The 26,332-nt window shown below is 41.9% G+C and carries 23 protein-coding genes and 4 pseudogenes; 15 read left to right on the plus strand and 12 right to left on the minus strand.

All coding sequences use genetic code 11. The features are described 5' to 3' along the window. Positions 1 to 11 precede the first annotated feature (11 nt). The 8 genes from FTU95_RS12770 to FTU95_RS12805 all read right to left on the minus strand — a co-directional run bounded on the left by FTU95_RS12770 (position 12) and on the right by FTU95_RS12805 (position 11,098). Positions 12 to 2,888, minus strand: coding sequence for a type I restriction endonuclease subunit R (locus tag FTU95_RS12770; RefSeq protein WP_159516668.1), 2,877 nt, complete (start codon positions 2,886 to 2,888; stop codon positions 12 to 14). A 28-nt stretch (positions 2,889 to 2,916) separates the two neighbouring features. Continuing rightward, entirely contained in the window at positions 2,917 to 3,828 is a 912-nt protein-coding gene (locus tag FTU95_RS12775; protein WP_159516669.1) for a DUF5655 domain-containing protein, read from the minus strand. 17 nt (positions 3,829 to 3,845) lie between these two features. Continuing rightward, positions 3,846 to 4,697, minus strand: coding sequence for an HNH endonuclease (locus FTU95_RS12780; protein ID WP_159516670.1), 852 nt, complete (start codon positions 4,695 to 4,697; stop codon positions 3,846 to 3,848). A 10-nt stretch (positions 4,698 to 4,707) separates the two neighbouring features. Continuing rightward, complete coding sequence (locus tag FTU95_RS12785; RefSeq protein ID WP_159516671.1) at positions 4,708 to 5,841, minus strand: restriction endonuclease subunit S; 1,134 nt, start codon at positions 5,839 to 5,841, stop codon at positions 4,708 to 4,710. Next, complete coding sequence (locus FTU95_RS12790) at positions 5,841 to 7,409, minus strand: type I restriction-modification system subunit M (protein ID WP_159516672.1); 1,569 nt, start codon at positions 7,407 to 7,409, stop codon at positions 5,841 to 5,843. Before FTU95_RS12790 ends, FTU95_RS12785 begins: the two co-directional genes overlap by 1 nt. A gap of 289 nt (positions 7,410 to 7,698) precedes the next feature. Continuing rightward, positions 7,699 to 9,261, minus strand: coding sequence for a sensor domain-containing diguanylate cyclase (locus tag FTU95_RS12795; RefSeq protein WP_257220141.1), 1,563 nt, complete (start codon positions 9,259 to 9,261; stop codon positions 7,699 to 7,701). Positions 9,262 to 9,394: 133 nt separating this feature from the next. After that, complete coding sequence (locus FTU95_RS12800) at positions 9,395 to 10,294, minus strand: ParB/RepB/Spo0J family partition protein (RefSeq protein WP_005093722.1); 900 nt, start codon at positions 10,292 to 10,294, stop codon at positions 9,395 to 9,397. 18 nt (positions 10,295 to 10,312) lie between these two features. Further along, the gene (locus FTU95_RS12805; protein ID WP_035337428.1) at positions 10,313 to 11,098 is read right to left on the minus strand and encodes a ParA family protein; all 786 of its coding nucleotides are present in this window, start codon (positions 11,096 to 11,098) and stop codon (positions 10,313 to 10,315) included. A gap of 903 nt (positions 11,099 to 12,001) precedes the next feature. Between FTU95_RS12805 and FTU95_RS12810 the strand changes: the two genes are divergently transcribed. The 3 genes and pseudogenes from FTU95_RS12810 to bioD form a co-directional block, all read left to right on the plus strand. Then, a complete protein-coding gene (locus FTU95_RS12810) occupies positions 12,002 to 13,171 on the plus strand; it encodes a replication initiation protein (protein WP_005093725.1) in 1,170 nt (389 codons plus the stop codon). Between the two features lie 445 nt (positions 13,172 to 13,616). Continuing rightward, positions 13,617 to 13,805, plus strand: a pseudogene (locus FTU95_RS15060) (hypothetical protein); the annotation flags it as partial. A 452-nt stretch (positions 13,806 to 14,257) separates the two neighbouring features. Further along, positions 14,258 to 14,704 (plus strand): annotated as a pseudogene (bioD, locus tag FTU95_RS12815) (dethiobiotin synthase); the annotation flags it as partial. Here bioD and FTU95_RS12820 read toward each other — a convergent pair. Then, entirely contained in the window at positions 14,682 to 16,064 is a 1,383-nt protein-coding gene (locus FTU95_RS12820) for an ATP-binding protein (protein WP_159516674.1), read from the minus strand. The pseudogene bioD and the gene FTU95_RS12820 sit on opposite strands and share 23 nt — an antisense overlap. Further along, the gene (locus FTU95_RS12825; RefSeq protein ID WP_005093734.1) at positions 16,057 to 16,731 is read right to left on the minus strand and encodes a response regulator transcription factor; all 675 of its coding nucleotides are present in this window, start codon (positions 16,729 to 16,731) and stop codon (positions 16,057 to 16,059) included. The genes FTU95_RS12820 and FTU95_RS12825 overlap by 8 nt, the downstream gene beginning before the upstream one ends. A 108-nt stretch (positions 16,732 to 16,839) precedes the next feature. Here FTU95_RS12825 and dsbD point away from each other — a divergent pair, with 108 nt between their 5' ends. The 4 genes and pseudogenes from dsbD (at position 16,840) to FTU95_RS15115 (ending at position 20,758) form a co-directional block, all read left to right on the plus strand. Next, complete coding sequence (dsbD, locus tag FTU95_RS12830; protein WP_053579074.1) at positions 16,840 to 18,777, plus strand: protein-disulfide reductase DsbD; 1,938 nt, start codon at positions 16,840 to 16,842, stop codon at positions 18,775 to 18,777. Further along, the gene (locus tag FTU95_RS12835; RefSeq protein ID WP_016659405.1) at positions 18,774 to 19,622 is read left to right on the plus strand and encodes a TlpA disulfide reductase family protein; all 849 of its coding nucleotides are present in this window, start codon (positions 18,774 to 18,776) and stop codon (positions 19,620 to 19,622) included. Before dsbD ends, FTU95_RS12835 begins: the two co-directional genes overlap by 4 nt. 19 nt (positions 19,623 to 19,641) lie before the next feature. Continuing rightward, on the plus strand, positions 19,642 to 20,382 hold the full coding sequence (dsbG, locus tag FTU95_RS12840; RefSeq protein ID WP_016659404.1) for a thiol:disulfide interchange protein DsbG: 741 nt from the start codon (positions 19,642 to 19,644) through the stop codon (positions 20,380 to 20,382). Between the two features lie 64 nt (positions 20,383 to 20,446). Beyond that, positions 20,447 to 20,758 (plus strand): annotated as a pseudogene (locus FTU95_RS15115) (DUF202 domain-containing protein). Positions 20,759 to 20,766: 8 nt separating this feature from the next. Here the strand turns inward: FTU95_RS15115 and FTU95_RS12850 are convergent. Then, positions 20,767 to 21,075, minus strand: a complete 309-nt coding sequence (locus tag FTU95_RS12850; protein WP_005247061.1) for a metalloregulator ArsR/SmtB family transcription factor — start codon at positions 21,073 to 21,075, stop codon at positions 20,767 to 20,769. Between the two features lie 120 nt (positions 21,076 to 21,195). Between FTU95_RS12850 and FTU95_RS12855 the strand changes: the two genes are divergently transcribed. From FTU95_RS12855 to FTU95_RS12890, 8 genes are all read left to right on the plus strand, one after another. Then, positions 21,196 to 21,612, plus strand: coding sequence for a YeeE/YedE family protein (locus FTU95_RS12855; RefSeq protein WP_016659403.1), 417 nt, complete (start codon positions 21,196 to 21,198; stop codon positions 21,610 to 21,612). Between the two features lies 1 nt (position 21,613). Continuing rightward, positions 21,614 to 22,030, plus strand: coding sequence for a DUF6691 family protein (locus FTU95_RS12860; protein WP_053579073.1), 417 nt, complete (start codon positions 21,614 to 21,616; stop codon positions 22,028 to 22,030). A gap of 2 nt (positions 22,031 to 22,032) precedes the next feature. Further along, positions 22,033 to 22,905, plus strand: coding sequence for an MBL fold metallo-hydrolase (locus FTU95_RS12865; protein ID WP_053579072.1), 873 nt, complete (start codon positions 22,033 to 22,035; stop codon positions 22,903 to 22,905). A gap of 68 nt (positions 22,906 to 22,973) precedes the next feature. Continuing rightward, positions 22,974 to 23,756 (plus strand): sulfite exporter TauE/SafE family protein, encoded by a 783-nt coding sequence (locus FTU95_RS12870; RefSeq protein ID WP_074382697.1) that lies wholly within the window; start codon positions 22,974 to 22,976, stop codon positions 23,754 to 23,756. Between the two features lie 99 nt (positions 23,757 to 23,855). Continuing rightward, entirely contained in the window at positions 23,856 to 24,251 is a 396-nt protein-coding gene (locus tag FTU95_RS12875; RefSeq protein WP_035337430.1) for a rhodanese-like domain-containing protein, read from the plus strand. Positions 24,252 to 24,300: 49 nt separating this feature from the next. After that, complete coding sequence (locus FTU95_RS12880) at positions 24,301 to 24,636, plus strand: carboxymuconolactone decarboxylase family protein (RefSeq protein ID WP_005093752.1); 336 nt, start codon at positions 24,301 to 24,303, stop codon at positions 24,634 to 24,636. Between the two features lie 28 nt (positions 24,637 to 24,664). Then, positions 24,665 to 25,285 (plus strand): class I SAM-dependent methyltransferase, encoded by a 621-nt coding sequence (locus FTU95_RS12885; protein WP_005093755.1) that lies wholly within the window; start codon positions 24,665 to 24,667, stop codon positions 25,283 to 25,285. Between the two features lie 207 nt (positions 25,286 to 25,492). Beyond that, a complete protein-coding gene (locus FTU95_RS12890) occupies positions 25,493 to 26,182 on the plus strand; it encodes a GntR family transcriptional regulator (RefSeq protein WP_005093757.1) in 690 nt (229 codons plus the stop codon). Positions 26,183 to 26,225: 43 nt separating this feature from the next. Here FTU95_RS12890 and FTU95_RS12895 read toward each other — a convergent pair. Continuing rightward, positions 26,226 to 26,332, minus strand: a pseudogene (locus FTU95_RS12895) (IS5/IS1182 family transposase); the annotation flags it as partial.

Genomic DNA, 26,332 nt, shown 5'->3' on the forward strand with positions numbered 1-26,332 from the left:
ACAGGCTGCTGTTAAAACCCCACATAAAACTTTTCAATCAGCTTTCGGGTCTTGACCAGCAGATTACTCAACACATTTTCCCGTTCAAACAGCTTCACTTTAAAGTTCAGCAAGTCTTTCAATTCTTCCTTACGTGGTAAACGTTTGGTGAACTCGTAATGTTCCAGAACTTGCTTCATTGCTTCTGGTTTCAGGTTTTCTTCTGTACAGAGGTACTGATAGGCCTGTTCTTTTTCAGCATCCCAGAACTGAGCAAAGGCCGTTTGTACGCTCTGGCCATTGATCATCTTGGGCAGGTTTTCTTCAATAAACTTCTGGATCAGCGCCTGCTTGTCATACAGGGTGATTTCATTGCCAATCAGGTCATAGACCTGAGCTTCATACTTCTTACGTTTGTCTTCATCATCACTATTCACAGCCAGTTGTAGCAGGTTGATGATATAACCAACATTGATCCGGTCACTGTGCAGTAAGTCCAGCTGAAAATCGACATCGTCCAGTACCGATACTTTTTCTTTTTTAGTGGTCTTGCGTACATCACGACATAGATCGGCATACTTGGACGCAAAGTTGGCAAAATGCTGTTTATCCAGTGCAGTCTGGTCCTGATCATATTCAATAAAGGTTTGCAGCTGGGCGTTGTAACGCATCACTTCTCGAAAGGCTTTAATGAACGCCAGCTGCTGATCTTCAGTGATGAGTTCGTCGACACTTTGATAATCAGGGGTAATATTTAGTAGCTTCTGTACTGCCACTTCATAGTCCTGCTGAATTTCTTCATAACTTGGCACCAGTACCACTTTTTGCGCTTCTTTATTGGAAAATAATGCCAGTGCTTCATCAGTGGCGCGTTTCAGGTTACGGAAACAGATGATGTTGCCGAAAGGTTTTTTGTCGTTAAAGACGCGGTTGGTTCGCGAGAAGGCCTGAATCAGGCCATGGTATTTCAGGTTCTTGTCGACATACAGGGTATTTAAGGGCTTGGAATCAAAACCGGTCAGAAACATATTCACCACAAGCAGGATATCAATCTGTTTCTTTTTGACCCGATCGGCAATGTCGCGGTAATAGGCATAGAACTGGTCGCCAGAATTGTAGTTGGTCTTAAACTGCTGGTTGTACTTGGCGATATAACGGTCCAGCTTGTCGCGACTGGACGGATTGATCTGGCTGGGAATATCGGCTGCTTCTTCATGGATCAGCCCGTTTTGCTCATCTACTGGGACTGCTTCATTGGCGGCATAGGAGAAAATCGTCGCAATCGTCAGCGGTTTGAACAGTCGGCCCTGCTCTTCATCCTGTTGCTGTTTCTCGGCCTGAACCTTTTCAAACACTTCATAGTACTGGGTCAGGGTATCGACCGAACTGACACAGAACATCGCGGTAAATTCACCATTGCGAGTTTTGGTCGGATGCGTATCGACAATATAGCGCGCAATCATTTCCAGGCGCTGTGGATTGTCGTAGAGCTCCCGGGTATCAATGCCTTCGACATCATCGTCATAGTCGAGGTTGTGCTGCATGCCCTTGGCCGTGTATTTACCCCGGTAATCAATCTGGAACTGCAACACGTTACGATCCCGGATCGCATCGACAATCACATACTGGTGCAGACACTGATTAAACAGATAATCCGTGGTGAGTTTGAGGCCGGCTTTAGACTGACTGTTTTCCTCAAAAATCGGCGTTCCGGTAAAACCAAACATCTGCGCATTGCTGAAGAACTTCTTGATATTCTGATGGGTCTCACCAAACTGGCTGCGGTGACATTCATCAAAGATAAACACCACTTTCTGGTCTTTGAGATAATCGATGTATTCCAGATAGCGATCCGTGCTGATGGCGCGATTGAGCTTTTGAATGGTGGTGACAATCAGTTTGTCATGGCGTTGATCCAGCTGCTTGACCAGAGTATGCGTGCTATCGGTGCTGTCGACACTTTCGGCTTTAAAGGCATTAAATTCGCGTGAGGTTTGCGTGTCCAGATCATTACGATCCACTACAAACAGGACTTTTTCCACATCCGGCATTTGCATGATGATCTGGCTGGCTTTAAACGAGGTCAGGGTTTTGCCTGAACCGGTGGTATGCCAGATATAGCCGTTCTGATCGGAGTTTTGCACATGCTGCACGATTTTCTGCACTGCATAAATCTGATAGGGACGTAGCACCATCAGGCTTTTCGTGGTTTCTAGCAGCACCATGTATTGGGTCAGCATTTGGGTCAGATGCTGCTGATTGAGAAAAGCTTCGGCAAAGTCGACAATTTCATTGATGTGTTTGTTATTGACATCGGCCCATGGAAAGGCAAACTCGATGCCTGTGGTGCCGTTAGAATAATAACGGGTATTGGCACCATTACTGATCACAAACAGCTGGATAAAACCAAACAGACCTTGTCCAGCCCAATACGCTTCACGGATATAACGTTGGGTTTGGTTAAAGGCTTCGGCAATTTCCATGCCACGCTTTTTCAGCTCGATCTGAACCAGTGGCAGACCATTGACCAACAGAGTCACATCAAAACGGCTGGTTCTGCCATTATAGTCGCGGTGATCAATGGTGATTTGATTGGTCACCTGATAGATGTTTTTGCTGGGGTCATCTGACAGGAAAAAGATGTGCTTACTTGAACCGTCATCAAATTTGACCGGGAACAGATCACGCAAATTCTTGGCCCGTTCAAATACCGTTCCGGTATTCAAAAAGCTGATGACCTGTTTCCATTCAGTTTCAGACAGTGGTGCAAGTCCATTAGCGCGTTCAATTTGAGTTTTCAGGTTAGACAGTAGCTGGCGTTCGTCCTTGAGCGTGACTGAGGCATAACTTAATTGCTGCAGCTGGCCAATCAGTTCGTTTTCAAGTTGGTATTCGCTTTGTACTGTCATTTCCTTCCCCTCTAAAATCTTAAATTATTCACTTCAATGTCTGTTTAATTAAACTCAAGATATATTCTAAATTTTCTGTATCTGACACGATCACCTCACAATCGCCATTGCCCCAATGTCCAATATTGGTCACATCTTTCGCGAGCTGTTTCGGGTCATCCAGTTGATTAAAAGGCATATTCAACCATATACGAATTTGCTTTGTCCCAATACTCATATAGACATAGTTGCGCTTACCCTTACGGAAGGCGATATACATTTTCTTAGGATGGATATCTAAATCGGTAGTTAAGCCCAGAATTGAGTCCCTGAATTGCTCATATAGCTCTTTGATGTCATCGGACTTATCCGCCAAGTGATAGGCTTCATCATATTGCTGAATTTCTTTGGCAATCTTTTGAATGTCTTCAGACTCAACCTTTTGCACTTGCTTTATTGAAGGCGCTGATTTGGCTTTCTGCAATGGATTGACAGAAACAATTCCACCCTGATAACGTTTGATTTCCCACAGCTCAATACCTAAATCTTTAAAGTTGGTGGACTGCTTTTGATAGTCGGTAAAGCTCGGTGAAACAAAGATGATTCGGCTTTGTGACCAGTCGACATCGTGACGTTTAAGCTGTTTGCTCTGGCTCTCGTTGTACTCCACGATAAAATCTGCCTTATAGTCGAGCATCAGATTCAGATAAGAAACGCCTTGATCAATCACGCTATAATTGCGTTCACGCTTGTATTCGATAATTACGAAGGCCTGACTTTCGGGATCGAAAGCCAGTGTATCAATACGGTTATTTTTAATGGTGAATTCAGACTTGATGAATTCCAGACCTGTAAAACTGTAAAGATTGTTTTCAAACAGGGTTTGAATTTCTCTTTCCAAACGAAAAGGATCTTCTGTAAGTTCTACTAATGACTGTGCTTGGGTTTGATAAAGCTGCATTAAAAATCTCGAATTATTTATTCTGCAAATGTTTGTCTAAGTGGATTACTCAAAGAAACGCTATATAAGAGTTTTAATCTCTTAATTGTCATTGGAATACCATTTTCGGTTTTATGGAGCATGGCATGACAGTTCGGGCATACAGGTCGAAGATCCTCTTTAGGATCTACTTCATACTCTTCGCCAATCGTGTGCAAAGGCTTAAGATGATGTATGTGGATGAAATCTTTAGCAAATGAGCCATACATATGTTCAAAGCTTAAGCCACAGACATAACAGCGTGTTCCATGAATTTCTATACATTTAGCCCTTGCTTCAGGATTACGCTCATATTTATTCACTAAAACCGTTTGCTTAGCTCCTTCAGGAAAGGTTTCATTTTCTAAACCTGCTTCATCGGGATAGTCGGTATTCACACTATCAGTTTTAAACTCATTAAAAATGTGAGTTAAAAAAATGCGGATTGGATCATTTGAAGCTTTATCTCGATCTGTGCGACGGCCTTGAATAGGAGCATCAGGAATTAAGTTTTCCTGTCTGAAATATTCAAAAGACAAAGTGGATTTATCCACTTTGTTTAACTTTTCAAAAATAGAGTATCCACCTAGATAACTTTCAATTTTCTTTTTATCCGACCAAAATACTTTCTGCGCTACTGGGTATTCTGAGTTTTCCGCATGCCCCAGAACTTTGAATTGATACATCACCTTTGAGATGGGTTGGGTCACATATACATGAACAATATCATTGATTTGTAACCCTTTACCTTCACTAGTGGCTGAATTCTTCCAATAAATCTGCGGCAAAGCATCATAAGCTGCTTCTAAATCAAACTCAGCATAATTCACGGTTACTAGCCAATTTGCCATAACTTTCCCCCTAGACAAACATCTGCTGCAACAAGCCTTTTTTCCACTGTTTCGCTTGTTCAATTTGCTGTGCCACAACTTCAATTTTTTGGTCAATGGCAGATAAGAAATTGGCGATTTTGGTTTGTTCTTCAAGGCAAGGAAATGGAAAAATTTCATTAGAAACAATGTCAGAATTTAGATTAACTTGAGTCCCTGACTGTCCATACTGATACCAATTCTTTTCAATGTACTCTAAATAATAATAGGTATATTCATGCCAAGCTTTTAGTTCACTGAATACAACGAAACCATCATGAATGCAGACATCAAAACCTGTATAAATTGGTTTACCAATCGTTGCACAGATACTCATAATAATATTACCTTTAGGAATAAATCTGCTTTTTTGAATTCCTTCATTTGATAAATATTGCTCTGTTTCTACGAGTATTTTTTTACTTTTCGAAACATCTGAAATGCGTACCCAACCTACTTTTGATTCTTCATCAAACCATTTGGCATCTGTAATTGGTCTAGGTGAAGCACCTCTTTTAATATTAGCAATTTCACCAATTATTTTTTCCTCCCACTCCCCAAACTCACTCCCATCATCTGCTTTAAAACGAATTTGCTGACTAAACAGCTTTTGCATCATGCCTTGTTTGTGTTGGCTCAGCAGCTCATGTTTTTGGGTGAGTTGGCTAATCTTTTCATCCACTGCGGAAAGAAAAGAAGCAATTTTGGTTTGTTCTTCTTTGGATGGGAGATAAATATCAACATTATTAATCGAGGTTGTATTTAAACTAGGCACACCAGTTGCTTCATTTAATCCAAGCCAGTTCACTTGCAAAGCGTGTTGATAAATGAATAAAGGATAAATATTCTGCTTAATTTCTGAATAAAAAAGAGTATCTACTGTCCAAAATTTTTCATTTACATATTTTGGTTGATCAATTGTACCTTTACGACCGATAAGAATACTTTCACCATCGTATAGGTATTGATTGACATAACGCATCACACCGCCTGTGCCGTAAACAGGTATTTCTCCATCCTCAAGTAATTTATGATCTTTACCATATTTAATAGTAAGTACATCTTTATATTTTTGCGCAGACCAATCCCCATCAAATTCTTTAAATCTTAACTTAGGCGCAGCCATTACTTCACCTCCGCAAAAGGTGAAACAATGCCTAGCTCTTTGCAAAAATCTGCAATGATGGCATCGGTTTTTTGGCTGTCGTGTTCCAAAGCTTGAAGCTGTTGGGCAATCGCATCTAAATCAATCTCGGCTTCCGCTTCAAAAGTATCCACATAACGCGGAATATTCAGGTTGTAATCGTTATCTTTCACTTCCTGCAAGGTCGCCACATGCGCATACTTTTCAATATTTTCACGCTGTTCAAATGCCGCAACAATCTTATCCAAATGCTCAGGCAATAACTTGTTTTGATTCTTCTGCTTTTCAAAATCATTGCTGGCATCAATAAACAGAATATTGCCGCTCTGCTCACGGTTTTTCTTCAACACCAAAATACAGGTCGGAATAGACGTGCCATAGAATATATTGGCGGGTAGACCAATAATCGCATCCACCACGTTCAACTGTTCAATCAAATACTGACGAATCACGCCCTCGCTCGAACCACGGAACAAGACGCCATGCGGTAACACCACCGCCATAGTGCCGTTGTCATCCAGTTGATACAGCATGTGCTGTACAAAAGCCATATCGGCTTTAGAACTTGGCGCCAGTTTGCCATACGCAGCAAAACGTTCATCTTGTAAAAATAACGGATCGGCAGACCATTTTGCAGAAAATGGCGGATTCGCCACCACCGCATCAAACTTTTTATCTAAATGTTGCGGACGGGTTAAAGTGTTTTCCTGCTTGATGTCGAACTTGGCAAAATGCACATCATGCAGAATCATGTTCATGCGCGCCAAGTTGTAAGTGGTACGGTTCATCTCCTGACCATAAATCATATCCACATCTTTGACTTCACGTTTTACCCGCAGCAACAAAGAACCTGAACCGCAAGTCGGGTCATAGACTGAACGTAAACGCTCCTTGCCTTGGGTGACAATCTTGGCCAGTAAAGTCGATACGGTTTGCGGGGTATAGAACTCACCAGCTTTCTTGCCCGCACCTGAGGCAAACTCACCAATCAGGTATTCGTAGGCATCCCCCAGTACATCGGCTTCGGTATTGGAAATATCAAAATCAATATCATCCAGATGACTGAGGACTTTCGCCACCAGTGCATTACGGTCGCTGGCATTGTTGCCGAGCTTGGTCGAATTCAGATCCAGATCTTCAAACAGATTGGCAAAGTCATCGGCAGAATCGGTACCTAAGGTACTTTGCTCAATCGATTTTAAGGTCGCAGTTAAATCATCCAGAATGAATTCGCCCTGACGGCCACGCTCAGCCAGGGTATGGAATAGTTGTTTTGGTGTGAGCGCATAACCGACTTCAGCAATGGCATTCTTTTTGATTTCTTTGATATAAGGCACATGCTCAGGATTGCTTTCATCCAGCTCAAGAAAGCTGACTTCTTCGCCATCCAGCAATTCATTAGCAAAATTAACCGACTTTTCCGACAAATACTTAAAGAAAATAAAACCCAGAATGTAATCACGGAATTCATCTGCCCCCATGGTGCCGCGCAAAGTATTGGCAATATTCCAGAGTTGTTTTTGTAGCTGTTGCAGTTGCACCTGGGTCATTGTTATAGAATTCCAAATAAGTAAATCATTAATAAAATGATTTTACCTAAAATTCTAAAACATGCAGCAGTAAAAAGGTGGAAAAGGACATGAATTGTCGTGCTTAATTCACTTTATTTATCCATTAAAGCTCCCCAGACAGACCAATATGCCAAATTTTACCAGTGCATGCTCGGGCACAGACTGAAGCTGATCTCGATTAAAGCTCATGTAACTCCGCAAGGTCACTGTGCTGAACATGCTTGAGCAGAAAAAGATTTAAAAAATCAAGCCTGTTTGTGCCGACATTTTACTTGGCTAATTTTTGCGTCATACGAACACAGTTCCGCCCATTATTTTTCGCTTCATACAGCTTATTATCTGCCATTTTAAAAACCTGTTTGACGCTTACTGAATCTCTCGGCCAGAATGCGATACCCACGGAAATGGTAACTTCTTTGATTCCTTCAATTTGACTCACTTGCATACTCGTTCTGAGACGTGCTGCTGCATTGAAAGCAACACGAATATCGGAGGTCATCATCAATACGATAAACTCTTCCCCACCAGTGCGACAGCAGAGATCATGACTTCTGAAATTTTTCTGCATTAAAAAAGCCAATCGCTTTAAAACCTCATCTCCGCGGTCATGTCCATAGCTATCGTTGATCTTTTTAAAGAAATCAATATCGATAGCGAGTACCGCAAAATGAGTACCCGTACTGATTAATTCATCCAGAAGATATTGCATGCCACGACGGTTATAAAGGCCAGTCAAGGGGTCAATATTGATATGTTGGCGTAATTCTGAGATCTTGTTATTAAATGTTTTGGAGCTCAAAAGTAGCGAGGCCCTAAACTTGAATACCTCAAAATACCAGGGATCAACCTGACTGATTTTATCCTGAATATCATTTCGATTTAACATACTGGCCATTTTCGCCAAACGATTCAGCGGCGAAGAAATAAATAGCGACATCCGCCAGACGATAAAGAAAATAAACAGATAAAAGATAAATATGCCAATAGAAACTTTTAAAATTAATTCATTGGCCTGTTTAAGAAGTTCATCCGTAGGTTGCTGTGAAACCACAATCCAGTTCACACTGGGAACATGTGCAAAACCGGCCAGGTTATCAATCCCCAAGCTATTCGTTAGACGGACGGATCCTTTCTTGTTTTCATTGATATAGTCAAGACCAGTATTATTTACAATTTTTTCGCCAATCCGACTCGAATCTGGATGGAAGATAATACGGTTCTGCTGATCAATCACATACATATAACTTTTTTTGAAATCAAATTGATTGAACAGCATTTCACTGATTAAATTATTCTTCTGCAGATAAATCGTACCGCTGATAAAGCCCTTATAATTTTGATTCACATCGTAAATAGGCTGTGATATCAACACAACCAGATTTTTTTTGCTTGACCAATAGGGTGCCGAAATATACGCCTTTTTGCTTTTAAGTGATCCAACAATACCCGCTGTATTATAGGGCGTGTGGAATTTTAGGTCTAATGATACTGGTGCATAAGCAAGTATCTGATTTTGCTGGCCCACCATAAAAACACTGTTAAAGTTATTCGACTGGTTTTTGAGCCGTTTGACTTCAGCCTGTCGCAGTGGCGTATTGTAAAAGTTTTGCCCTAATTGCTGAGCACTATACTGCAACTCCTGCAACATATTACTGACATCACGATTCACCCCCATCGCAATCTTGGCTGCGTATTTTTCATTTATAGAGAGTGAATTCTGAATTAGTTGCTGTTTAACCACATAATTCAGAATAAACAGGCTAATCACAAATAAAAAGGAAACGCTGAGGATCGTTGAAATCAGAATCAGCTTGCGTAAATTCAGATTCAAAGATAAAAGTATTTTATATAACAACTGAGCCCCCAGGTACCTTAGGTTGTATTACTCTATTTAATGTAACTTGAAATCCTCTCCGACCTAAATTGAAAAAAGCGCTGTAGCAAGTTGCTACAGCGCTTTAATTTTATTTTTTCAGCATTTTTTTCAGCAAATTTTCCAGCTCTTGTAAATTTTGCTCATCAAATTCACTCATTTTTAATGACACTTTTAAAATGTTGTGATCAAACTTGATATTCCCTGCGACTTTTCCATCATATTCAATTTTATGCACGATTGACGTTTTAATTGGCTCTTTGTTTTCTTTCGACTTTAAAATTTTTTCTGCCAATAAGGCCAGTTTTGTTTGCTCAACTTCTTTTTTCAGTAATTTCGCCCAAGCTTCTAGCAGTGCTTTTTTAGCATTACTGTAATTCTCTTCATAATCTGAAAGAAACTTTTTCACAGCTGTGGCGGCAGTGCGTGCCAACAATGTCGGTTGTTGTTCTAAATCGGCAATCAGTTCTTTCGGTAATTTTTCGAAAGATAGATATTTATACATATCCTCTCGATTCATGCCTAATGATTTTGCCAGCTTTTGCTTGTTCTTTTTTAATTTCTCATCCAGAGAACTCAGACCGACATAAATTTCATAATCTGTTAAGTCTTCCCGTTTTAAATTCTCAGCCAAGGTTAACAGTGCAACTTCTTCATCTGATGCATCGATGACAATCACTTCAATGGTGTTTTTATTGAGAATTTGATGCGCTTTCAAGCGTCGTTCACCTGCAATTAACTCATATTTGTCCTGTACTCGCCGAACTGCAATCGGCTGCAATAATCCAATCTCCTCAATCGAGGCTGCTAAATCTTCAATATCTTGCTGATTGAATATTTTTCGTGGCTGATTGGGACTAGGTTGAATGTCTGTAATTTGGACATTACGACGTAATTCTTTCACATCGTTGACATGCTCTTGCTGAGCTTGTTGATGCTTTTGAGTATTTTGCTGAAGACGTTGTGCCAACAATTCTTTTGTACTTACCATAGGATTCTCAGAGTGCCTTTATTCAACACGATTGATGATTTCTTTCGCTAAATCTTGGAACGCTTTACGAACTTTAGAATTTTTATCTACGCGCAACAATGGCTGTTGTAAAATTGCTGCTTGATTGACTTTCGTACTCATTGGAATGGTCGTTTTTAACAATTCGCCGACCTGGCTTAAAGCTTCATCTCGTATCAGTTTACAGACGTTTTGACGTTCATCATGTTTAATCAGCAAAGCACCTAACAGTTTCAATTCGGGATTGACCCGTCTTATTTTACTTAAATGGTTAATTAAGTCAGTGACACCATATAGGCCATATTGTGAACCGGATTCAATCGGCACCATAACATGGGTAGATGCAGCCAAGGCATTACTGGTCAGAAGTTTTAGGCTTGGAGGACAGTCAATCAGGATGAAATCATATAATCCGTTTAATAATTCCAACTTGTTAGAGAGCTCTTCAGAGGGTCTTGGGGCATCATCTTTAAGTTGGTCTTCTGTTTTACCTAAAGTAAGTGAACCATAAATTAAAGAAACATTTTTAAAATTGGTTTCTTCTTGTAAGGCATCAGACAATAGGTTCAAATCACCTACCAGTAATTCAGCAGAAGTGGTTTCAACCTCACTCGGATGTCTTAATCCGATATGTAAACTTGCATTGGCTTGTGGATCTAAATCAATCACCAATACTTTATGCCCCAAGTCTGCTAGCTCTGCAGCCAGATGAACAACCGTGGTGGTCTTCCCGCAACCACCTTTATGGTTTGCTACAGCAATAATTTTAGTCGATTTATTTGTCATATCAGACCCCATTCGAATGATCCTAATATAGTGGAACTTGTAGCAACTTGCTACACTTTATTTGAATGATATTAAAGTACGAATCAATATCGGCTAACAAAGAAAACAAATTAAAGTTTTATATAAAATATAGCTAGCTAATTATAATTAGTATTAATTAATATAATTAAGTAATTATAATTAGGACAATTTTTCCCTTTTTAAAACAATATCTTACGTCTTTAAAGGTGGAAGGTTTGTCACCGAAAAGTGGAAGGTTTGTCACTGAAAGGTGGAAGACTTGTCACTGAAAGGTGGAAGACTTGTCACTGAAAGGTGGAAGAGCTGTCACTGAAAGGTGGAAGACTTGTCACTATGGTGGAAGACTTGTCACTGGTTTAAAAAAAAACATGAAATTAAGTTATAAAAATATTTAAATTCAAAACTTTAATCTGTTGATAAGTATCATGATCTGACTTTAAAGGTGGAAGACTTGTCACGCTTATTTTTATACTTGTGGATAAGTTATGTTTTCCCTTTAAAAATTGCAAAAAAAAGTCCGATTTAGTACTTGATTCTCTCTAAAGGTGGAAGCTTTGTCACTGAAAAGTGCTAAACCAAATGATTTTTTCACTTATAACGGTATTTTTGGCCACAAAAAAATGCAAAGAAAACGATTTAAGCTCTTCTCAGTTGATAAAAGTGGAAAGCTTGTCACTAATAAGTGGAAATTTTTTCAAAGTTTCCACCTTTGGGTTAAGGATTAGGCTAAATCTAAAAAAATGATGACATGCTTTCCACTCTTGATCTTTAGCACATCCTTTTAAAGGGATAAGCACTTAAAGTGAATCTGTAAGGTGAAGATGTTGAATGTTATTCCACTTTTATGTATAAATAGGGGGAATAACTTTTAATTTTTCACTTATGAGCGATTTTAACGAAAAACAAGAAATAGAATATTTACCTTATTGTATCGGCAATATTCGACAGAATGGAGTGGTGAGTACCAGTAACCGCTTAATTCGCCCTATTGAATTGTCTTCTAATGAATATAAGGCACTGCTTTATGCAATGGCGGTTGCAAACTATGGTGAAAAAAATAACCAAGATCGTGAAATTACCGAGAAAACCTATATCTATCTGCATAAAGAAGATTTGGGGGAATTGTTAGGACTCAATAAGAAGAATTCCATTAATGTGGCTATTGACCGGATTTATAGGGAACTTTCATCTCGGGTTGCTCATTTTGTAATTGAAGAGCCTGTAGATGACGTCAAGCGTAAAGTAAAAAAAGTCCATTCTGTGGTACCGATTATCCGGGAACTGCGCTGGGAAGATGATGCCAAAAATGCCTTACAGATTCGCTTTACCAGTGAAGTGCTGCCTTACTTCACCCGTCTGGCCAGTGGGAATTTTACCACTTACCAGTTGAAAGATTTATTTGCTTTAGACTCTGTCACAAGTATGAGTCTATATTCTTATATTGTTAAAAATGAATTTAAGTATGCGAATCTCGACACCTATGAAGTTGAACTCACCTTAGAGAATTTAAAAGCGTTGATTGACATCGGTGAAAAAAAATATGACCGTTGGGTAGATTTTAGGCGTTATATTCTGGATAAAATTGTTGAAGAAATTAATACTAAAACCAGTTTGCAGCTAGAATATGACACTATTAAGAAAGGCCGTCCTATTGTGGGTGTGCGGTTTAAAATTATGAGTGGAGATACTGAAGCGGCTCTCCCGCAATTTAACGAAAAGACTCAAATCTATTTGGATGTAGATTTTGATGATAATGCCATCGTGAAAGAGTTGGGGGCAAAGTTTGATATGACCGTACGTTCCTGGTATATCTATGCCAATGATCCGAATTATACGCAGTTCAGCAAGTGGTTTAAGATCGAAGGCTGTTTAACCGATTCTCAGGCGAATGTTATTGTGAACGATATTATGTTTCAAATGGATTTTGCTGTGGCCGGTGCATCCATGAATGATTTCAAGAAAGAGATGAAATATAAGCTCAAAAATGATCCGACTTTTGTTCAGGAAAATCGCGAGCGTTTGAATGAGATTTTTGGTAAAGAAATTATTTAAAAAGTGTAGCAAATTGCTACAGCGCATTGAAAAACATTCCGAGTGAATGATTTTTTTTTGCATGTCTGACATTTTTCGCAAATAACTAGAATATTTCTGGTACATCTTTTTAGTGAGATTAGCGGGCGCTCATTGGGAAAATGTCGCAGTTCGGACTTGCTACATCTTGTCTAAAATACAAGTGAAAATACCTAAATTCTGAATATCTAAAAAGTGTAGTAAGTTGCTACACTTTTTTCTTGGGGTCAAAAACTTACTATTATTCACGCCATAATCCCACGAAAAACTATGTCTTTTGCCACCTTCTTACGATGGCATGATTGAAAATTTTAGGCGAAATCACTGGATTAATGAGTTCGTGATTTGGACTGTCATAATCATGCCCAGGTGCAACAGCTACAAAAAATCTGGAATATTGCCAATACCTTGACTGGCATCATAGAGGGAGAATTTGAAGCCAGAGACGATAAAAAATGTACTGGAATATTACGAGTTCTCCAAGCATTTGTTGCGCAAGGAAGAACTTAAAGACTCGCCAAATTATAAGGTGAAGCTATTTGAACGGGATAATGTGTTTAAACATCTGCTGATTAGAACACAGCAGTTGATTGAAAAGTTTTATGTGGAGTTTTAAAAACAGCCCGTGATGTGATCCGGGACAGGATGGGATCATGTTACAGCAGTGAATGATTATCTGGAGGCATCTCAGTTCATGGATTTAACTGAAGGTATCAGCGCTTATGTCAGTTGAAAGACTCCTTCGATTTACAGGAATTTTGCCAGCCATATAGTGTCTAAAAGCAATCGATTGACTTATGCCAACGGAAAAAGAAAGTAAATAGTAACAGCTCAAAGAGGCATGATGCCTCCTTATTTATTTTGTATGCTAAATAGCCTAAGTATGGCAGGCCATTACTCAAATAGAAGAAAAGATTTTAGCAGTGATTCAGTGCAATGACCGGGATTTATCATATAGAACGGAGCAAAAAGGGACTTGTGAAAGCGTACCAGTAATCACTTCTATTTTTTTGAGCTTATTTAACAACATCCTCAATTATTTTTTAAATTAAGTTGCACTCAGGTGGCAAGCTGACCATGCCAGAAATCTTTAGCTATCCGGCCTCACCGCATCTGGCATCTGAACTGGATCGGCGTTCAATCGATTTCGAAAAAATTCAGCAGGCAGCCACTATACTGGCCGAGCGTTATGACCGGGTTCTGCTTGAAGGAGCGGGTGGATTAATGGTGCCGCTGACCCGGGACATGCTGACGATCAATTATATTGCAGCGCATCACTACCCTGTCATTCTGGTGACTTCAGGCCGTCTGGGCAGTATTAATCATACTCTACTGAGTCTGGAGCTACTCAAACAACGTGAAGTCACGCTTTATGCTGTGGCATTTAACCATGCTGATGACCACCAGGATCAAACGATTGCGATGGATACCATTCAATATTTAAAGGAGTATCTGACCCGGTATTTTCCAACAGCCGTATGGCTGGATATCCCTAAGCTTGCATGTCAAGCTTAGACACGCCGTACTTTATTTCAATGCTGAGCCCACCATAGGGTCGACGGGCATTGAAAGAGAGCTGATAGCCATATTGTTTTAACAGGTTAGCAGTTAATGCCAGTCCTAAACCATGGCCATGCTGCTGAGCAGATTTGCGCCAGAAGCGTTGTCCTAAATGTTGAATATCTTCTGCTGTAAGTTGCTGGCCATTATCTTCAATCACCAGGCAACCAGACTGCATGGAAATCCAAATCTGTTCAGCCTGTGCATGCAGCAGTGCATTCTCAAGCAGATTTTTCAGTACGGTATACAGCACAAATTCAGGTAGCTGAATTTCGCCTAGACTTTCCCAGTTCACCTGTATTTTTTTGTTCATTTCTGGATAGCGTGTACCTAAGTCTGCAAGAACTTTCTCAAGTGTGGGGCGAAGCCAGATGGCCTCAGTCATTTCCTGGAGACTGTTTTCTGATTGGGTCAGCAATAAAAGCTGCTCGAGTAATAGTGTATAACGCCGGATACTCTCATTGGCCTGCTGCAAATTGTGCTGAATGGATTCAGGCAGGTTCTGCTGCTGACCGATCAGCTGTGCCAGTTGTACATGGGTTTTAATTGCGGTCAGGGGACTGCGTAATTCATGTGCAGCATAGGCACTAAAGGCTTTCTCCTGTTGCAGACTGTCATTGAGTTTCTGAATCAACTGCGTGGAATTGTTGACAAAAGGCTGTACTTCTTGGGGAATGCTTGCAGGCTTGAGCTGCATTAAAAAATCTGCCGCCTCTGAATAGCTAAGGTTTTTCTGGTTCAGGTATTGACTGAGCTGATCCAAAGACCGGAACTGTCTGCGGATAATAAAGATGATCAGGGCAATACAGATTAGCAGTGAGAAGACCAAGGGAACCAGTACGGACTGTAGAATCTGCTGTAGTAAGGTATCCCTCAAGAACATACGTTCTGCCGCCACCACCTGAATATCACCACGACGCAGGACATAACTGCGCCATTCCGTATCACCCTGCTGCCAGGTGCTGAATCCTTCTGGTCGCTGGCTTAAATTTTGGGGGGCACCGCGTGTTTTGGCAATGACCTGATTATCTAACGAGATGTCAGAGCTAAAAAGAGAGACTTCACAGGCAATTAACTGGTTTGCATCATCATTCTTGGCTAATTTGGATAAGGTTGCATCCCCCAGACTATCCAGCGGTAGCTGCTGAATCAGCCGGGCAACCATTTGCGCAGATGCCGATAGGCGTTGATCCAGCGTGTCTTGTAAACGTTGTTTCAGGTCAATATACAGCCATGAAAATACCGCACTCCACAGCACAATAAACACGGCCAAAAGACTCATGGCCAAACGCCATTTCAAGCTGTGCTTAAACATGACGATGCTCAAACGGTTTGAAAATATAGCCCACACCACGAACGGTCTGAATCAAGTCTGGATGTAGTTTTTGTCTCAGGTGATAAATGTGTACATTCAGGGCATTGCTCTCGATAGCGTCCTGAAAACCATAGAGCTTGTCAATAAGCTGTTCATTTTTCAGGATCTGGTTGGGGTGGCTCATCAGGGTTTCCAGCAGGCTGAATTCACGGCGAGATAAACTCACGGCCTGGTCTTGGTAGGTCACAGTCTGGGTATCCCGATTCAGAACCAGGTCATCAAATTGCAGTGTATTCGAGGCAAAGCCGCGGTGGCGACGGGTGAGGGCATGAATCCGGGCAATCAGTTCCTCCAGCTCAAAGGGTTTGGTCAGGTAGTCATCGGCACCGGCATTCAGGGCCTGAACACACTGATCGGTCCGCAGCCGTGCCGTCAATACCAGTACCGGGAGATCAATCTGGTCACGTCGCCAGCTGTGCAGCAAGTCCAGGCCATCCTGATCCGGCAGGCCTAAATCCAGTAAACACAAATCGACAGCACTATGCCGGATAAAATAATCTGCAGCACGTGCGTGACTGACATGCTCCACTGAAATATTCAGATAGTTCAGAGCAGCACAAATGCTCTGTGCGATATAGGGATCATCCTCAACCAATACAATAAACATAGAACATCCTGATCAAACTGCCATTATTTTATAAATGATTTGGGCTGTTAATGTTGTCTTAATTTTAGTTTTTCAATAATGCAGTCCTAACAGGAGGAGATCAGCTGGATGTTGAAGTGGATATTGGGTGCCGTGATCGGCGGTGGAATCATGACGGGAACTGCACATGCAGACTTTTTACCACCGGATCAGGCTTTTCAGTTTCAGGTGGTTTCTACAAGTCAGGATCAGGCAGAGCTTAGCTGGAAAATCGCAGAGGGTTATTATCTGTATCATGACCAGCTTAAAGTGTCTCATCAGCAGACCCCAGTCAAGTTGGCATTGCCCAAACCTGAAGACAAAGATGATCCCAATTTCGGTTTGACTCAGGTGCATTATGGGCAAGTCAAAACCAATATGAATGTCCAGCCCAACCAGCAGTTTGCGGTGCAGTGGCAGGGCTGTGCAGAAAGCGGTTTATGTTATCCGGTGCAACGCACCACAGTAAAAACTGATGCAGATGGTTTATTTCCAGCGCAAAACTTGAGCAAGCCTCAAAAGCTGCTGGCCAGCACTACACAGCCAGAAGCAAACGAAAAGATTTTGACTACTCAGAAAGATGAGCTCCAAGCTATAGGGCAAACTCAAAGTACAGATCAAGCACTGGCTGAAGAAAAGGTGGAGAAAGTGCAAGTCGCTGCAGTTTCCGACCCTGTCGTGCAGCCTGAGGTGGAATTAACAGAGAAAAACGACCAGCTTATTACAGACCCTAAAAATCAAACTTCATCAGCAGGCATGAATGACCAGTGGAACAATGACCAGTATTTTTTAAGTTTGCTGTCGAAACAAGGTCTGTTGATTAATGCTCTGATTTTTCTCGGGCTTGGCATTCTGCTGGCATTTTTACCGTGTTCTTTACCTTTAATTCCAATTTTAACGGGAATTCTGGTTCAGCAGCACCGGGGCTACCGTGCTGCACTGATTGCGCTGGTCTTTGTTTTGGGTATGGCACTGGTCTATGCGGTCATAGGACTTGCTGTGGCACAGCTCGGTTACAGTTTTCAGCGCTGGTTTCAAAGTCCGATATTCATCAGTATTTTCAGCATTCTGTTTGTTTTGTTCGCGCTTAATCTGTTCGGAGCATTTCAGCTGTCCTTACCTCAAGGCATGTTACAGCGGCTGGATCAATGGCAGCAAAAGCAGAAGGGTGGCACGCTGATTGGTGCTGGTCTCATGGGCATGATCGCGGCACTGATTGTCGGGCCATGTATGAGTGCACCGTTGGCCGGTGCCTTAATCTATGTGTCTCAGCTTAATCAACCGATTTTGGGTGCCAGCTATCTGTTTGTCTTAGGCCTTGGGCTGGGCTTGCCACTATTTATCGCAGCTGTATTTGGGTCCCATCTTTTACCCAAACCTGGCATCTGGATGGATCGCCTGAAGTTTAGTTTTGGCTTTGTCATGCTGGCCCTGGCCTTGTATTTTGCCCGCCCCCTATTGCCCGGCATTTTATACCTGAGCCTTTTGGGTGTAGTACTGATCACCTGTTCAGGCTACTTCTTGTTCAAGATGCTGCCCCATGTGCATCGGTCTGTATCGAAAATAGTCCTGATGCTGCTCAGTGGTTTACTGGTCTTTGCAGGAGGCATGCAGCTCTATCATGTCTGGAGTCAGGTACAGGTCGCCCATGTGGAATCACGGCTTGAATGGCAGAAGGTCAGTACAGCCGCAGAATTGCAACAGGTTTTAGCCAAACATCCTGCACAGCCAGTGGTAATTGATGTGTATGCGGACTGGTGTGTGGCCTGTCAACCGATTGAAAAGGAAGTGATTCCACGTAGTGATGTCCAGACGGCTTTACAAAATGTGGTTCGTATCAAATTAGACCTGACCCACTATCATCCAAGTCAGGATGAGCTGCTAAAAGAATGGCAAATCCTCGGTCCACCCACCTTTATATTTTTAAATGCAGCGCATCAGGAGCAGCGTGAGTTGCGCTTGACCGGAAGCTTTAGTGCGGCACATTTACTAGGCACATTGCAGCAACTACAAGGGGAGCAACTATGATGATTTCCAGTGATGCGCTGCATCTGGGACCTTTGATGTTGCCCTGGACACTCATGATTGTTGCCACTGGCTTGATGCTGTTATCTGCCGTCCTGTTTGGATTAGCCAGAAAGTATTCATGGTCTAAACAGCTGCTTGGACAAAGTCAGGATTTGCTCTGGAGCAGTTTTCTGCTAGGGATGCTGGGTGCACGTCTTGTTTTCGTTCTACTCAATGCCGAGCTGTATTTTGTAGCCCCCATCGACATACTGAAAATCCAGGACAAAGGTTTTCATTTATGGGGCGGGGTGCTGATAGGTACTTTATGGTATGTCATTCGCAACAGACAGTTGCAGACCCGATTCAAAGCCATCTTGCTGATCATCTTTGTACTCTGGGTCGGGCTTGGGCTCGCGTTCAAATCCAGTCTAAAAACTGAAGCAGCGTTTCCTGATCTAGCCTTTGCTGGACTAGAACAGGAACGTCTGGGTACAGATAAGATTCCACTCAGCCAATTCATTGGCCAGCCCACGGTAATTAATTTGTGGGCGAGCTGGTGTCCGCCGTGTCATCGCGAAATGCCGGTATTGGCCAAAGCAGCCAAGCAGCATCCTCAAGTGAATTTTGTCATGCTGAATCAGGGTGAGGAGGTAGCCACCGTAAATGCCTATTTAAGAAAACATCAGTTTCAATTTAAACATGTCCTGCTGGACCCATATGGTGAACTGCCACAGCAGCTGAATAGTTTTGGCCTGCCAACGACGCTGTTTTTTAATGCTCAAGGCCAGCTGGTCGAGCGGCATATGGGGGAACTCAGTCCGGCCATGTTGCAGCAATATTTAAACAGAATTTCAGATCAACCTTAAAAAAACGGAAGGACTTAGTATGAACAGAATTTACCGGGTACTGGGTGCAGGCATGTTCCTGATCATGAGCATGCACACGCAGGCGAATATTAAACAGAATATTGAAAAACAGGGTTTTGTGTTTGTAAAACAGATTCCGGCACCGCAAGGAATGACCGGTTGGGTGGGGCATGAAGACCAGTACTCCAATACAGTATTTATCTCCAACGATGACAAATATTATATCAAGGGCGAACTGTTTGATGCGCAAGGGAAAAGCCTGTCCAATGAGCAGATTGAAAAGCATATGAAAAAAGCGGTATTGGATGATGTCTGGAAAACCCTGGAAAAATCGACCTGGATTCAGGATGGCAAGCCGGATGCACCACGAGTGGTTTATGTCTTTTCCGATCCGAATTGTCCATATTGCTATAAATTCTGGCAGGCGGCTCGGCCTTGGGTCGAATCAGGCAAGGTACAGCTGCGTCATATTCAGGTCGGTGTGATCCGTGAAGAAAGCCGTGGTCAGGTGGCAACATTGTTAATGTCGAAAAATCCAGCAGCAGTTTTTAATGATATAAACAAGAATAAAGGCAAAAAGCAGCTCAAGAAAATGGCAAAGATTCCTGCAGAAATTGCTGCAAAAATTGATGCCAACCAGGCCCTAATGGGGAAATACGGCTTTTTCTCCACACCGTCGATGGCCTGGAAAAATAACCAGGGTGAATTTAAATCTACTCAAGGCCTGGCGATGGACGTCAAAGAAATTTTTGAACAATAAGATCGGATGAGATATGTCCACTTTGGATCATCCACGGGTATTGTTTGCTTTGGAATGAACCGCTCTGGCAGGGAACCGGAATGGTCTGACATTAATTGCATTTGGTTTTGTGATTGAAAAATCCAACCGGCTATTGTAATTAGTCGATCATGAACGTTATGCATAAAAAATAGCCTATGCACAGTGGATGGGGATTGCGGTGATTGTGTTTTGCATGTTGGTGAATATCGCCTCAATCCTGCAATATCGAGGGGGATGGACATCACTGGGACCGCCGGAATTTATTGAAGGTTATTATACCCAGCATCCTGTATGGCTAAACCTGTTTACTGCTTTTAGCGGGCTGCTTCTGATCATTTCTTTTTGGTTGCATTAAGAGGAGGGCTAGGCGCAATACAGCTCGTACAGCTTTTGCATCAGGCTCAAGACCTTGGGATCACTCAGACGATAGAAAATCTGCTTGCCCTCACGTCGGGTGCCAACCATGTTGGCCTTACGCAATACAGTCAGCTGTTGTGAAAGTGTAGGTTGATGAATGTCAGTAGATTCTTCAATTTCCTGAACATTCATTTCCCCATCGACCAGGACACATAAGATTTTCAGACGATCAGGATTGGCCAAAACTTTTAGGCATTGGCTGACGAAATCGACTTGAGAAAAATCAATTTTGGCATTTTCAGCAATCATATCCATAAATGTCCTCACAACTTTTGATGTAGCCCGTGCAGTTTACATAATTTACCATAAAACTGCTTGATTAATATTTTTTATTATATAATATAAAAAAGTATATTGTATAGGGATTAATTCATCATGCATGACTTCCTCATCGCATTTATTGGCGGCTTAATGCTCGGGCTTTCCGTAGTTGGTTATCTTTACGTCAATGGCCGTATTGCAGGAATCAGTGGTTTGATTGGGCAAGTATTAAACTCAAAAACCATGTTTAAAACGCCTGCAATCTGGTTTTTATTAGGCTTGATCCTCACACCGTTTATTTATGGTCTGTTTGTACAACCTGAAATCGAATTGAATGCCAGCCCACTGATGATGATTGTGGCAGGTCTGCTAGTGGGCTTTGGGACACGCTTAGGTTCGGGCTGTACCAGTGGTCACGGAATTTGTGGCATCAGTCGCCTGTCTAAGCGTTCTATCATCGCGACCATGACTTTCATGTTTGCAGGTTTTGTCGCTGTTTATATTATCCGTCATATCACAGGAGCATTCTAAAATGAAAAATGTGTTTGCCTTTTTATTTGGTGCGCTGTTCTCTGTGGGATTGATGGTATCAGGCATGTCCAATCCGGAAAAAGTACTCGATTTCCTGGATCTGTTTGGCGATTGGGATGCCAGTCTGGCCTTTGTCATGATGGGCGCGATTGCGGTGGCCTTTATTCCCTTCCAGAAAGCATTACGTACGGCGCAACCGAAAACAGTATTTAATGACCCTATTGATTTACCTAAAAATAATCAGATAGATAAAAAACTGATCACAGGTGCGGTTTTATTTGGTGCAGGTTGGGGCATTGCCGGCATCTGTCCGGCGCCAAGTTTCACCTTGATCGGTTTGGGCCACTATCAAGTGCTCTATTTTATTGTAGCAATGCTGGTGGGTGTATGGATTCACCGTAAATGGTCAGGAGCTTAACGATGTCAAACTTACCTATAGTAAAAGATTTTTTTCACGAAGATACCAATACCTTCAGTTATGTTGTACGTGATCCTGCAACCAAAGCCTGCGCCATTATTGATAGCGTTCTGGATTACGATCCGGCATCAGCAAGTACCTCAACTATTCATGCCGATAAAATTATTGCCTATATTAAAGAGCAGGGTTTAACGGTCGAGTGGATTCTGGAAACCCATGTCCATGCTGATCATCTGACTGCAGCGCAATACCTCAAAGCTGAGTTAGGTGGCAAGATTGCCATGAGCCAGAAAATTGGTATTGTTCAGCAAACTTTTGGCGCGATTTATCATCTGGATATTAAACAATGGAATGCCCAGCAGCTCTTTGATTATTTATTTGAAGATCATGAGTCGTTCCAAATCGGAACATTGAAAGCCTATAACATTCCAACACCGGGACATACGCCTGCTTGCCTGAGTTATGTGATTGGTGATGCGGTTTTTGTGGGTGATACCCTGTTTATGCCAGATTATGGTACAGCACGTTGTGACTTTCCGCGTGGCAGTGCAGAACAGCTTTATGATTCGGTACAAAGCCTGTTTCAGTTGCCAGAAGATACCCGGGTCTTTTTATGTCATGACTATTTGCCTGAAACACGTGAATCCTATGTGTGTGAATCTGATATACAGACACAAAAGACACAGAATATTCATATTCATCAGGGAATCAGTAAAGCTGAATTTGCTCAGATGCGCAACCAGCGGGATTCAGGACTGAGTATGCCTAAACTGATTCTACCGGCGATTCAGATCAATATGAAAGCAGGGCAGTTTCCTGAGCCAGAGCAAAATGGTGTTTCTTACCTCAAGCTTCCTCTTAACTACTTCAAATAAGCTTGTGTCGTGATTCAACAAAAAGTTCAACCTTTATTGAATCATTTTTGTGGATAAGGGAGAGGGCGATGTGGGCATTAATACTGGAAGGATTGGCGATTGGTGGCTTGCTGGGTCTAACCGGTGCTGGTGGCGGCATTCTGGCTGTACCGGCACTGATGGCGAGTCAGGGTTGGACGGTAGCTCAGGCTGCGCCGGTGGGCTTGCTGGCAGTCACGCTGTCGGCCTTGGTTGGAACGTTCGAAGGTTTATTCAAGCGTATTGTACGTTATCGCGCTGCGCTCTGGATCGCGCTGATCAGTATTCCTTCAGCCCGTTATGGCGTGCATCTGGCTGATATCGTTTCTCCAGTCTGGCTGACGCTGGCTTTCAGTCTGGTCATGCTGATTGTTGCTTACCGGATCTTCTTTAATAAAGTCCATGATCATGGTAATGCACCGTGCAAGGTCAATCAAACGACCGGTCGTCTGATCTGGAATGTGAAAACGGCCTCCTTTCTGGCTGGTATTGGTGTAGTGGCAGGTTTATTAACGGGTCTGCTTGGCGTTGGGGGTGGTTTTGTTATTGTTCCAGCCCTGCGTAAATTCACCGATCTCGATATGCGCAGCATCGTGGCGACCTCTCTCATGATTATTTTCCTGATTGGTGGGGTCAGCATTTCTGCACACGTACTGGAGGGCTTTCAATATCCTGTTTCGGTCACACTGGCCTTTGTCCTGGCCTGTATTGTCGGGATGTTCATTGGACGCAGTCTGATGCATCGGATTGACAGTAACAAGGTACAGAAAATATTTGCCACAACCGTGGTTGGGGTAGCTATGTATTTAATCTATTCAGCGCTCATGGGCTAAAACAGACGATTAAGTACCTAAACTAAAGCGCTTTAATCTCCCTGAGCATCGTTTATGCAATGTGAATATCGTTTTAATGGCCGAGGAAGAATGAAAATGATGAAAACTGCAGAGCAATTGATCCGGAATGCAAAAAGCCGGATTCAGGAAGTCAGCGTAAATGAATTGTTTGAGGCGATGCAAAACCATAAAACCATACTGATTGATGTTCGGGAACCAGATGAATTCCAAGCAGCAGCGATAGACCGGGCGGTGAATTATCCACGTGGTATTTTGGAAATGCGAATTCACCAGCATCCCTTAGCCAGTCATCATTGTGATACCCAGCAGGCACTGGAACATCTTAAAGATCAGCCGATTTATTTGATTTGTGGTACGGGTGGACGTTCAGCACTGGCAACCGATACCTTACAGAATATGGGTTTTACCCAGGTCAAGTCGGTTCAGGGTGGTTACCAGGCCTGGCTGGAACAGGGCTATCCGGTAGAAAAATAAGCTATTGAATATATAAATGAATGCTGATTTCTTTATTTGAGGTGAAGCAATGAAATACAAAGAATTAACCCAGAACATTTCGGGCAGTTTAAGAACTTTAAGTCAGGATTCGCCTGATTTAATGAAAAGTTTTAACCAATTGTCACAGACTGCTATGCGTGATGGCGTGATTGATCCGAAAACCAAGGAGTTAATTGCCTTGGCGATTGGTGTGGCGGCACGTTGTGATGGTTGTATCGGTTTTCATGTTCGAACCTTAGTCAAAATGGGCATGACCCTACGGGAACTGGAAGAAGTTTTAGGCGTTGCCGTCTATATGGGTGGAGGACCTTCATTGATGTATGCCGCAAATGCCCTAGAGGCATTTAAAGAGTTTTCCAGCTGATTGAATCGTTTAGTAAATGGAGGCTGAAATGAGTCAGCACTGGAATGAATTGTATGCCCGGACGCAAGATCTGTATGGCACAGCAGCAAATCTTTTCATTCAGCAAATTTCGGACAAAATCCGAATAGAGGGTAAAACACTGGCAATTGCTGAAGGTGAAGGACGGAATATCTTATACCTGGCTGAGCGGGCAAGACAGCAGGGTTACCCTTTTTCAGCGGAAGTCTGGGATTATTCTGATGTTGCTTTGACGCATCTGTCCAGCAAGGCTGAAGCCCAAGGGATAAAAGTTGAACTTAAACATGTTGATTTAACAGTAGCTCAATGGCCATCGGAGTTTTATCAAAATGTGATCTGTGTATTTGGTCATTTCGATATAGAAACACAAAAACAGGTTTTAGAAGGCATAAGAAAATCCTTGCTCAACGGTGGGTGGTTTATTGGTGAGCTATATTCAAAGGAACAGATCGACTATAAAACCGGTGGTCCTTCAAATGTCGAATATTTATACGATCCTCGTTGCATTCTAGAAGTCTTCGGACAGGACCACATCCATCACTTTTATGTCGGGGAGCAAGAAAGGCAGGAGGGAAAATTACATTGTGGTAAATGCCATGTTATTCAATTTGCGATACAAGTGAGGAAGTAGAGCATAAGTGAATTTAATACATTTTGCTGACGATAAGGTCCTGCATTCTCATCATCAATATTTTTAGGGGGGATTACCATTACCGTAAAAATTCTCATTAAGACTAGGGAATGTATCTTTTTACTGATCTGTACCTTTTTTAATTTTCCTCTGTTCTTTAATTTAGTACCATCAATATAACTTACGCTGACGAGCTGGATTCACTGAATGAAGTATATGGAAATCAGAGATTTGATTGAGGCTGAATTGAAAAAATACAGTTCTAATCAAATGATTCCATCGGAACGTTACTTGGCATTAAAGTTTAACTGTTCAAGGGAAACAGTGCGTAAGGCTTATGAACAGCTTCGTGCCGAAGATAAAATTTACAAACGGCAAAATCTCGGCTGGTTTGTGAGTAATAAAAAAATTCAATACTATCCAAACTCAATTGAAAATTTTCGTTCTTATATGAAGGCACAGGGTTTTAATGCCAGAACAGAACTGATCTCGACCAGACAGCTGGAGCGATTTGATCACAGTGATGTTTTTAGTGAAGCAACGAGAAGACTCGGCTTTATTGAAATTATCCGTTTACGTTATGCTGATGATGTCCCGGTACTCCTTGAATACAATTATCTGCCTGTTGCGCTATTTCCAGATGTGCTGAATTATGACGTGATTACTTCGGTCCAAGATGTCATTAAAAATCACTTTGATTATGATTATACGAGTAGTCAGTTAAAAATTAAAAATACCGGTGTCTCTCATTTTGAGAGCCAATATTTAGGAATTCCTATAAGCCAAACAGCAACTTACATTGAACGTATTTCAAAATCAAACGATCTGGTGATTGAATATGACATCGAAATCTGGTCTCAGGACAAAATTGAAATGACCCTAGATATTCACGCATAAGCTTATATTTATCTCCAATCCATTAGATCTCTTGCGAAAGTCATTATTGCAAGTTTATCCGGTTTACGAGTGCAGCAATTAAGTTAATGCGTAAACCGAATCTTTTCCGTCTATTTCGATAGCGTTCACTTAATATTCTAAATGTTTTCA

The organism is Acinetobacter sp. YH12208 (genome assembly GCF_013418055.1).
GTDB classification, from domain to species: Bacteria; Pseudomonadota; Gammaproteobacteria; order Pseudomonadales; family Moraxellaceae; genus Acinetobacter; species Acinetobacter pseudolwoffii.

Coding starts and splice junctions, on each gene's coding strand:
- FTU95_RS12770 (WP_159516668.1), bottom strand. CDS start 2,888: ATGACAGTACAAAGCGAATACCAACTTGAAAACGAACTGATTGGCCAG.
- FTU95_RS12775 (WP_159516669.1), bottom strand. CDS start 3,828: ATGCAGCTTTATCAAACCCAAGCACAGTCATTAGTAGAACTTACAGAA.
- FTU95_RS12780 (WP_159516670.1), bottom strand. CDS start 4,697: ATGGCAAATTGGCTAGTAACCGTGAATTATGCTGAGTTTGATTTAGAA.
- FTU95_RS12785 (WP_159516671.1), bottom strand. CDS start 5,841: ATGGCTGCGCCTAAGTTAAGATTTAAAGAATTTGATGGGGATTGGTCT.
- FTU95_RS12790 (WP_159516672.1), bottom strand. CDS start 7,409: ATGACCCAGGTGCAACTGCAACAGCTACAAAAACAACTCTGGAATATT.
- FTU95_RS12800 (WP_005093722.1), bottom strand. CDS start 10,294: ATGGTAAGTACAAAAGAATTGTTGGCACAACGTCTTCAGCAAAATACT.
- FTU95_RS12805 (WP_035337428.1), bottom strand. CDS start 11,098: ATGACAAATAAATCGACTAAAATTATTGCTGTAGCAAACCATAAAGGT.
- FTU95_RS12810 (WP_005093725.1), top strand. CDS start 12,002: ATGAGCGATTTTAACGAAAAACAAGAAATAGAATATTTACCTTATTGT.
- FTU95_RS12820 (WP_159516674.1), bottom strand. CDS start 16,064: ATGTTTAAGCACAGCTTGAAATGGCGTTTGGCCATGAGTCTTTTGGCC.
- FTU95_RS12825 (WP_005093734.1), bottom strand. CDS start 16,731: ATGTTTATTGTATTGGTTGAGGATGATCCCTATATCGCACAGAGCATT.
- dsbD (WP_053579074.1), top strand. CDS start 16,840: ATGTTGAAGTGGATATTGGGTGCCGTGATCGGCGGTGGAATCATGACG.
- FTU95_RS12835 (WP_016659405.1), top strand. CDS start 18,774: ATGATGATTTCCAGTGATGCGCTGCATCTGGGACCTTTGATGTTGCCC.
- dsbG (WP_016659404.1), top strand. CDS start 19,642: ATGAACAGAATTTACCGGGTACTGGGTGCAGGCATGTTCCTGATCATG.
- FTU95_RS12850 (WP_005247061.1), bottom strand. CDS start 21,075: ATGGATATGATTGCTGAAAATGCCAAAATTGATTTTTCTCAAGTCGAT.
- FTU95_RS12855 (WP_016659403.1), top strand. CDS start 21,196: ATGCATGACTTCCTCATCGCATTTATTGGCGGCTTAATGCTCGGGCTT.
- FTU95_RS12860 (WP_053579073.1), top strand. CDS start 21,614: ATGAAAAATGTGTTTGCCTTTTTATTTGGTGCGCTGTTCTCTGTGGGA.
- FTU95_RS12865 (WP_053579072.1), top strand. CDS start 22,033: ATGTCAAACTTACCTATAGTAAAAGATTTTTTTCACGAAGATACCAAT.
- FTU95_RS12870 (WP_074382697.1), top strand. CDS start 22,974: ATGTGGGCATTAATACTGGAAGGATTGGCGATTGGTGGCTTGCTGGGT.
- FTU95_RS12875 (WP_035337430.1), top strand. CDS start 23,856: ATGAAAACTGCAGAGCAATTGATCCGGAATGCAAAAAGCCGGATTCAG.
- FTU95_RS12880 (WP_005093752.1), top strand. CDS start 24,301: ATGAAATACAAAGAATTAACCCAGAACATTTCGGGCAGTTTAAGAACT.
- FTU95_RS12885 (WP_005093755.1), top strand. CDS start 24,665: ATGAGTCAGCACTGGAATGAATTGTATGCCCGGACGCAAGATCTGTAT.
- FTU95_RS12890 (WP_005093757.1), top strand. CDS start 25,493: ATGAAGTATATGGAAATCAGAGATTTGATTGAGGCTGAATTGAAAAAA.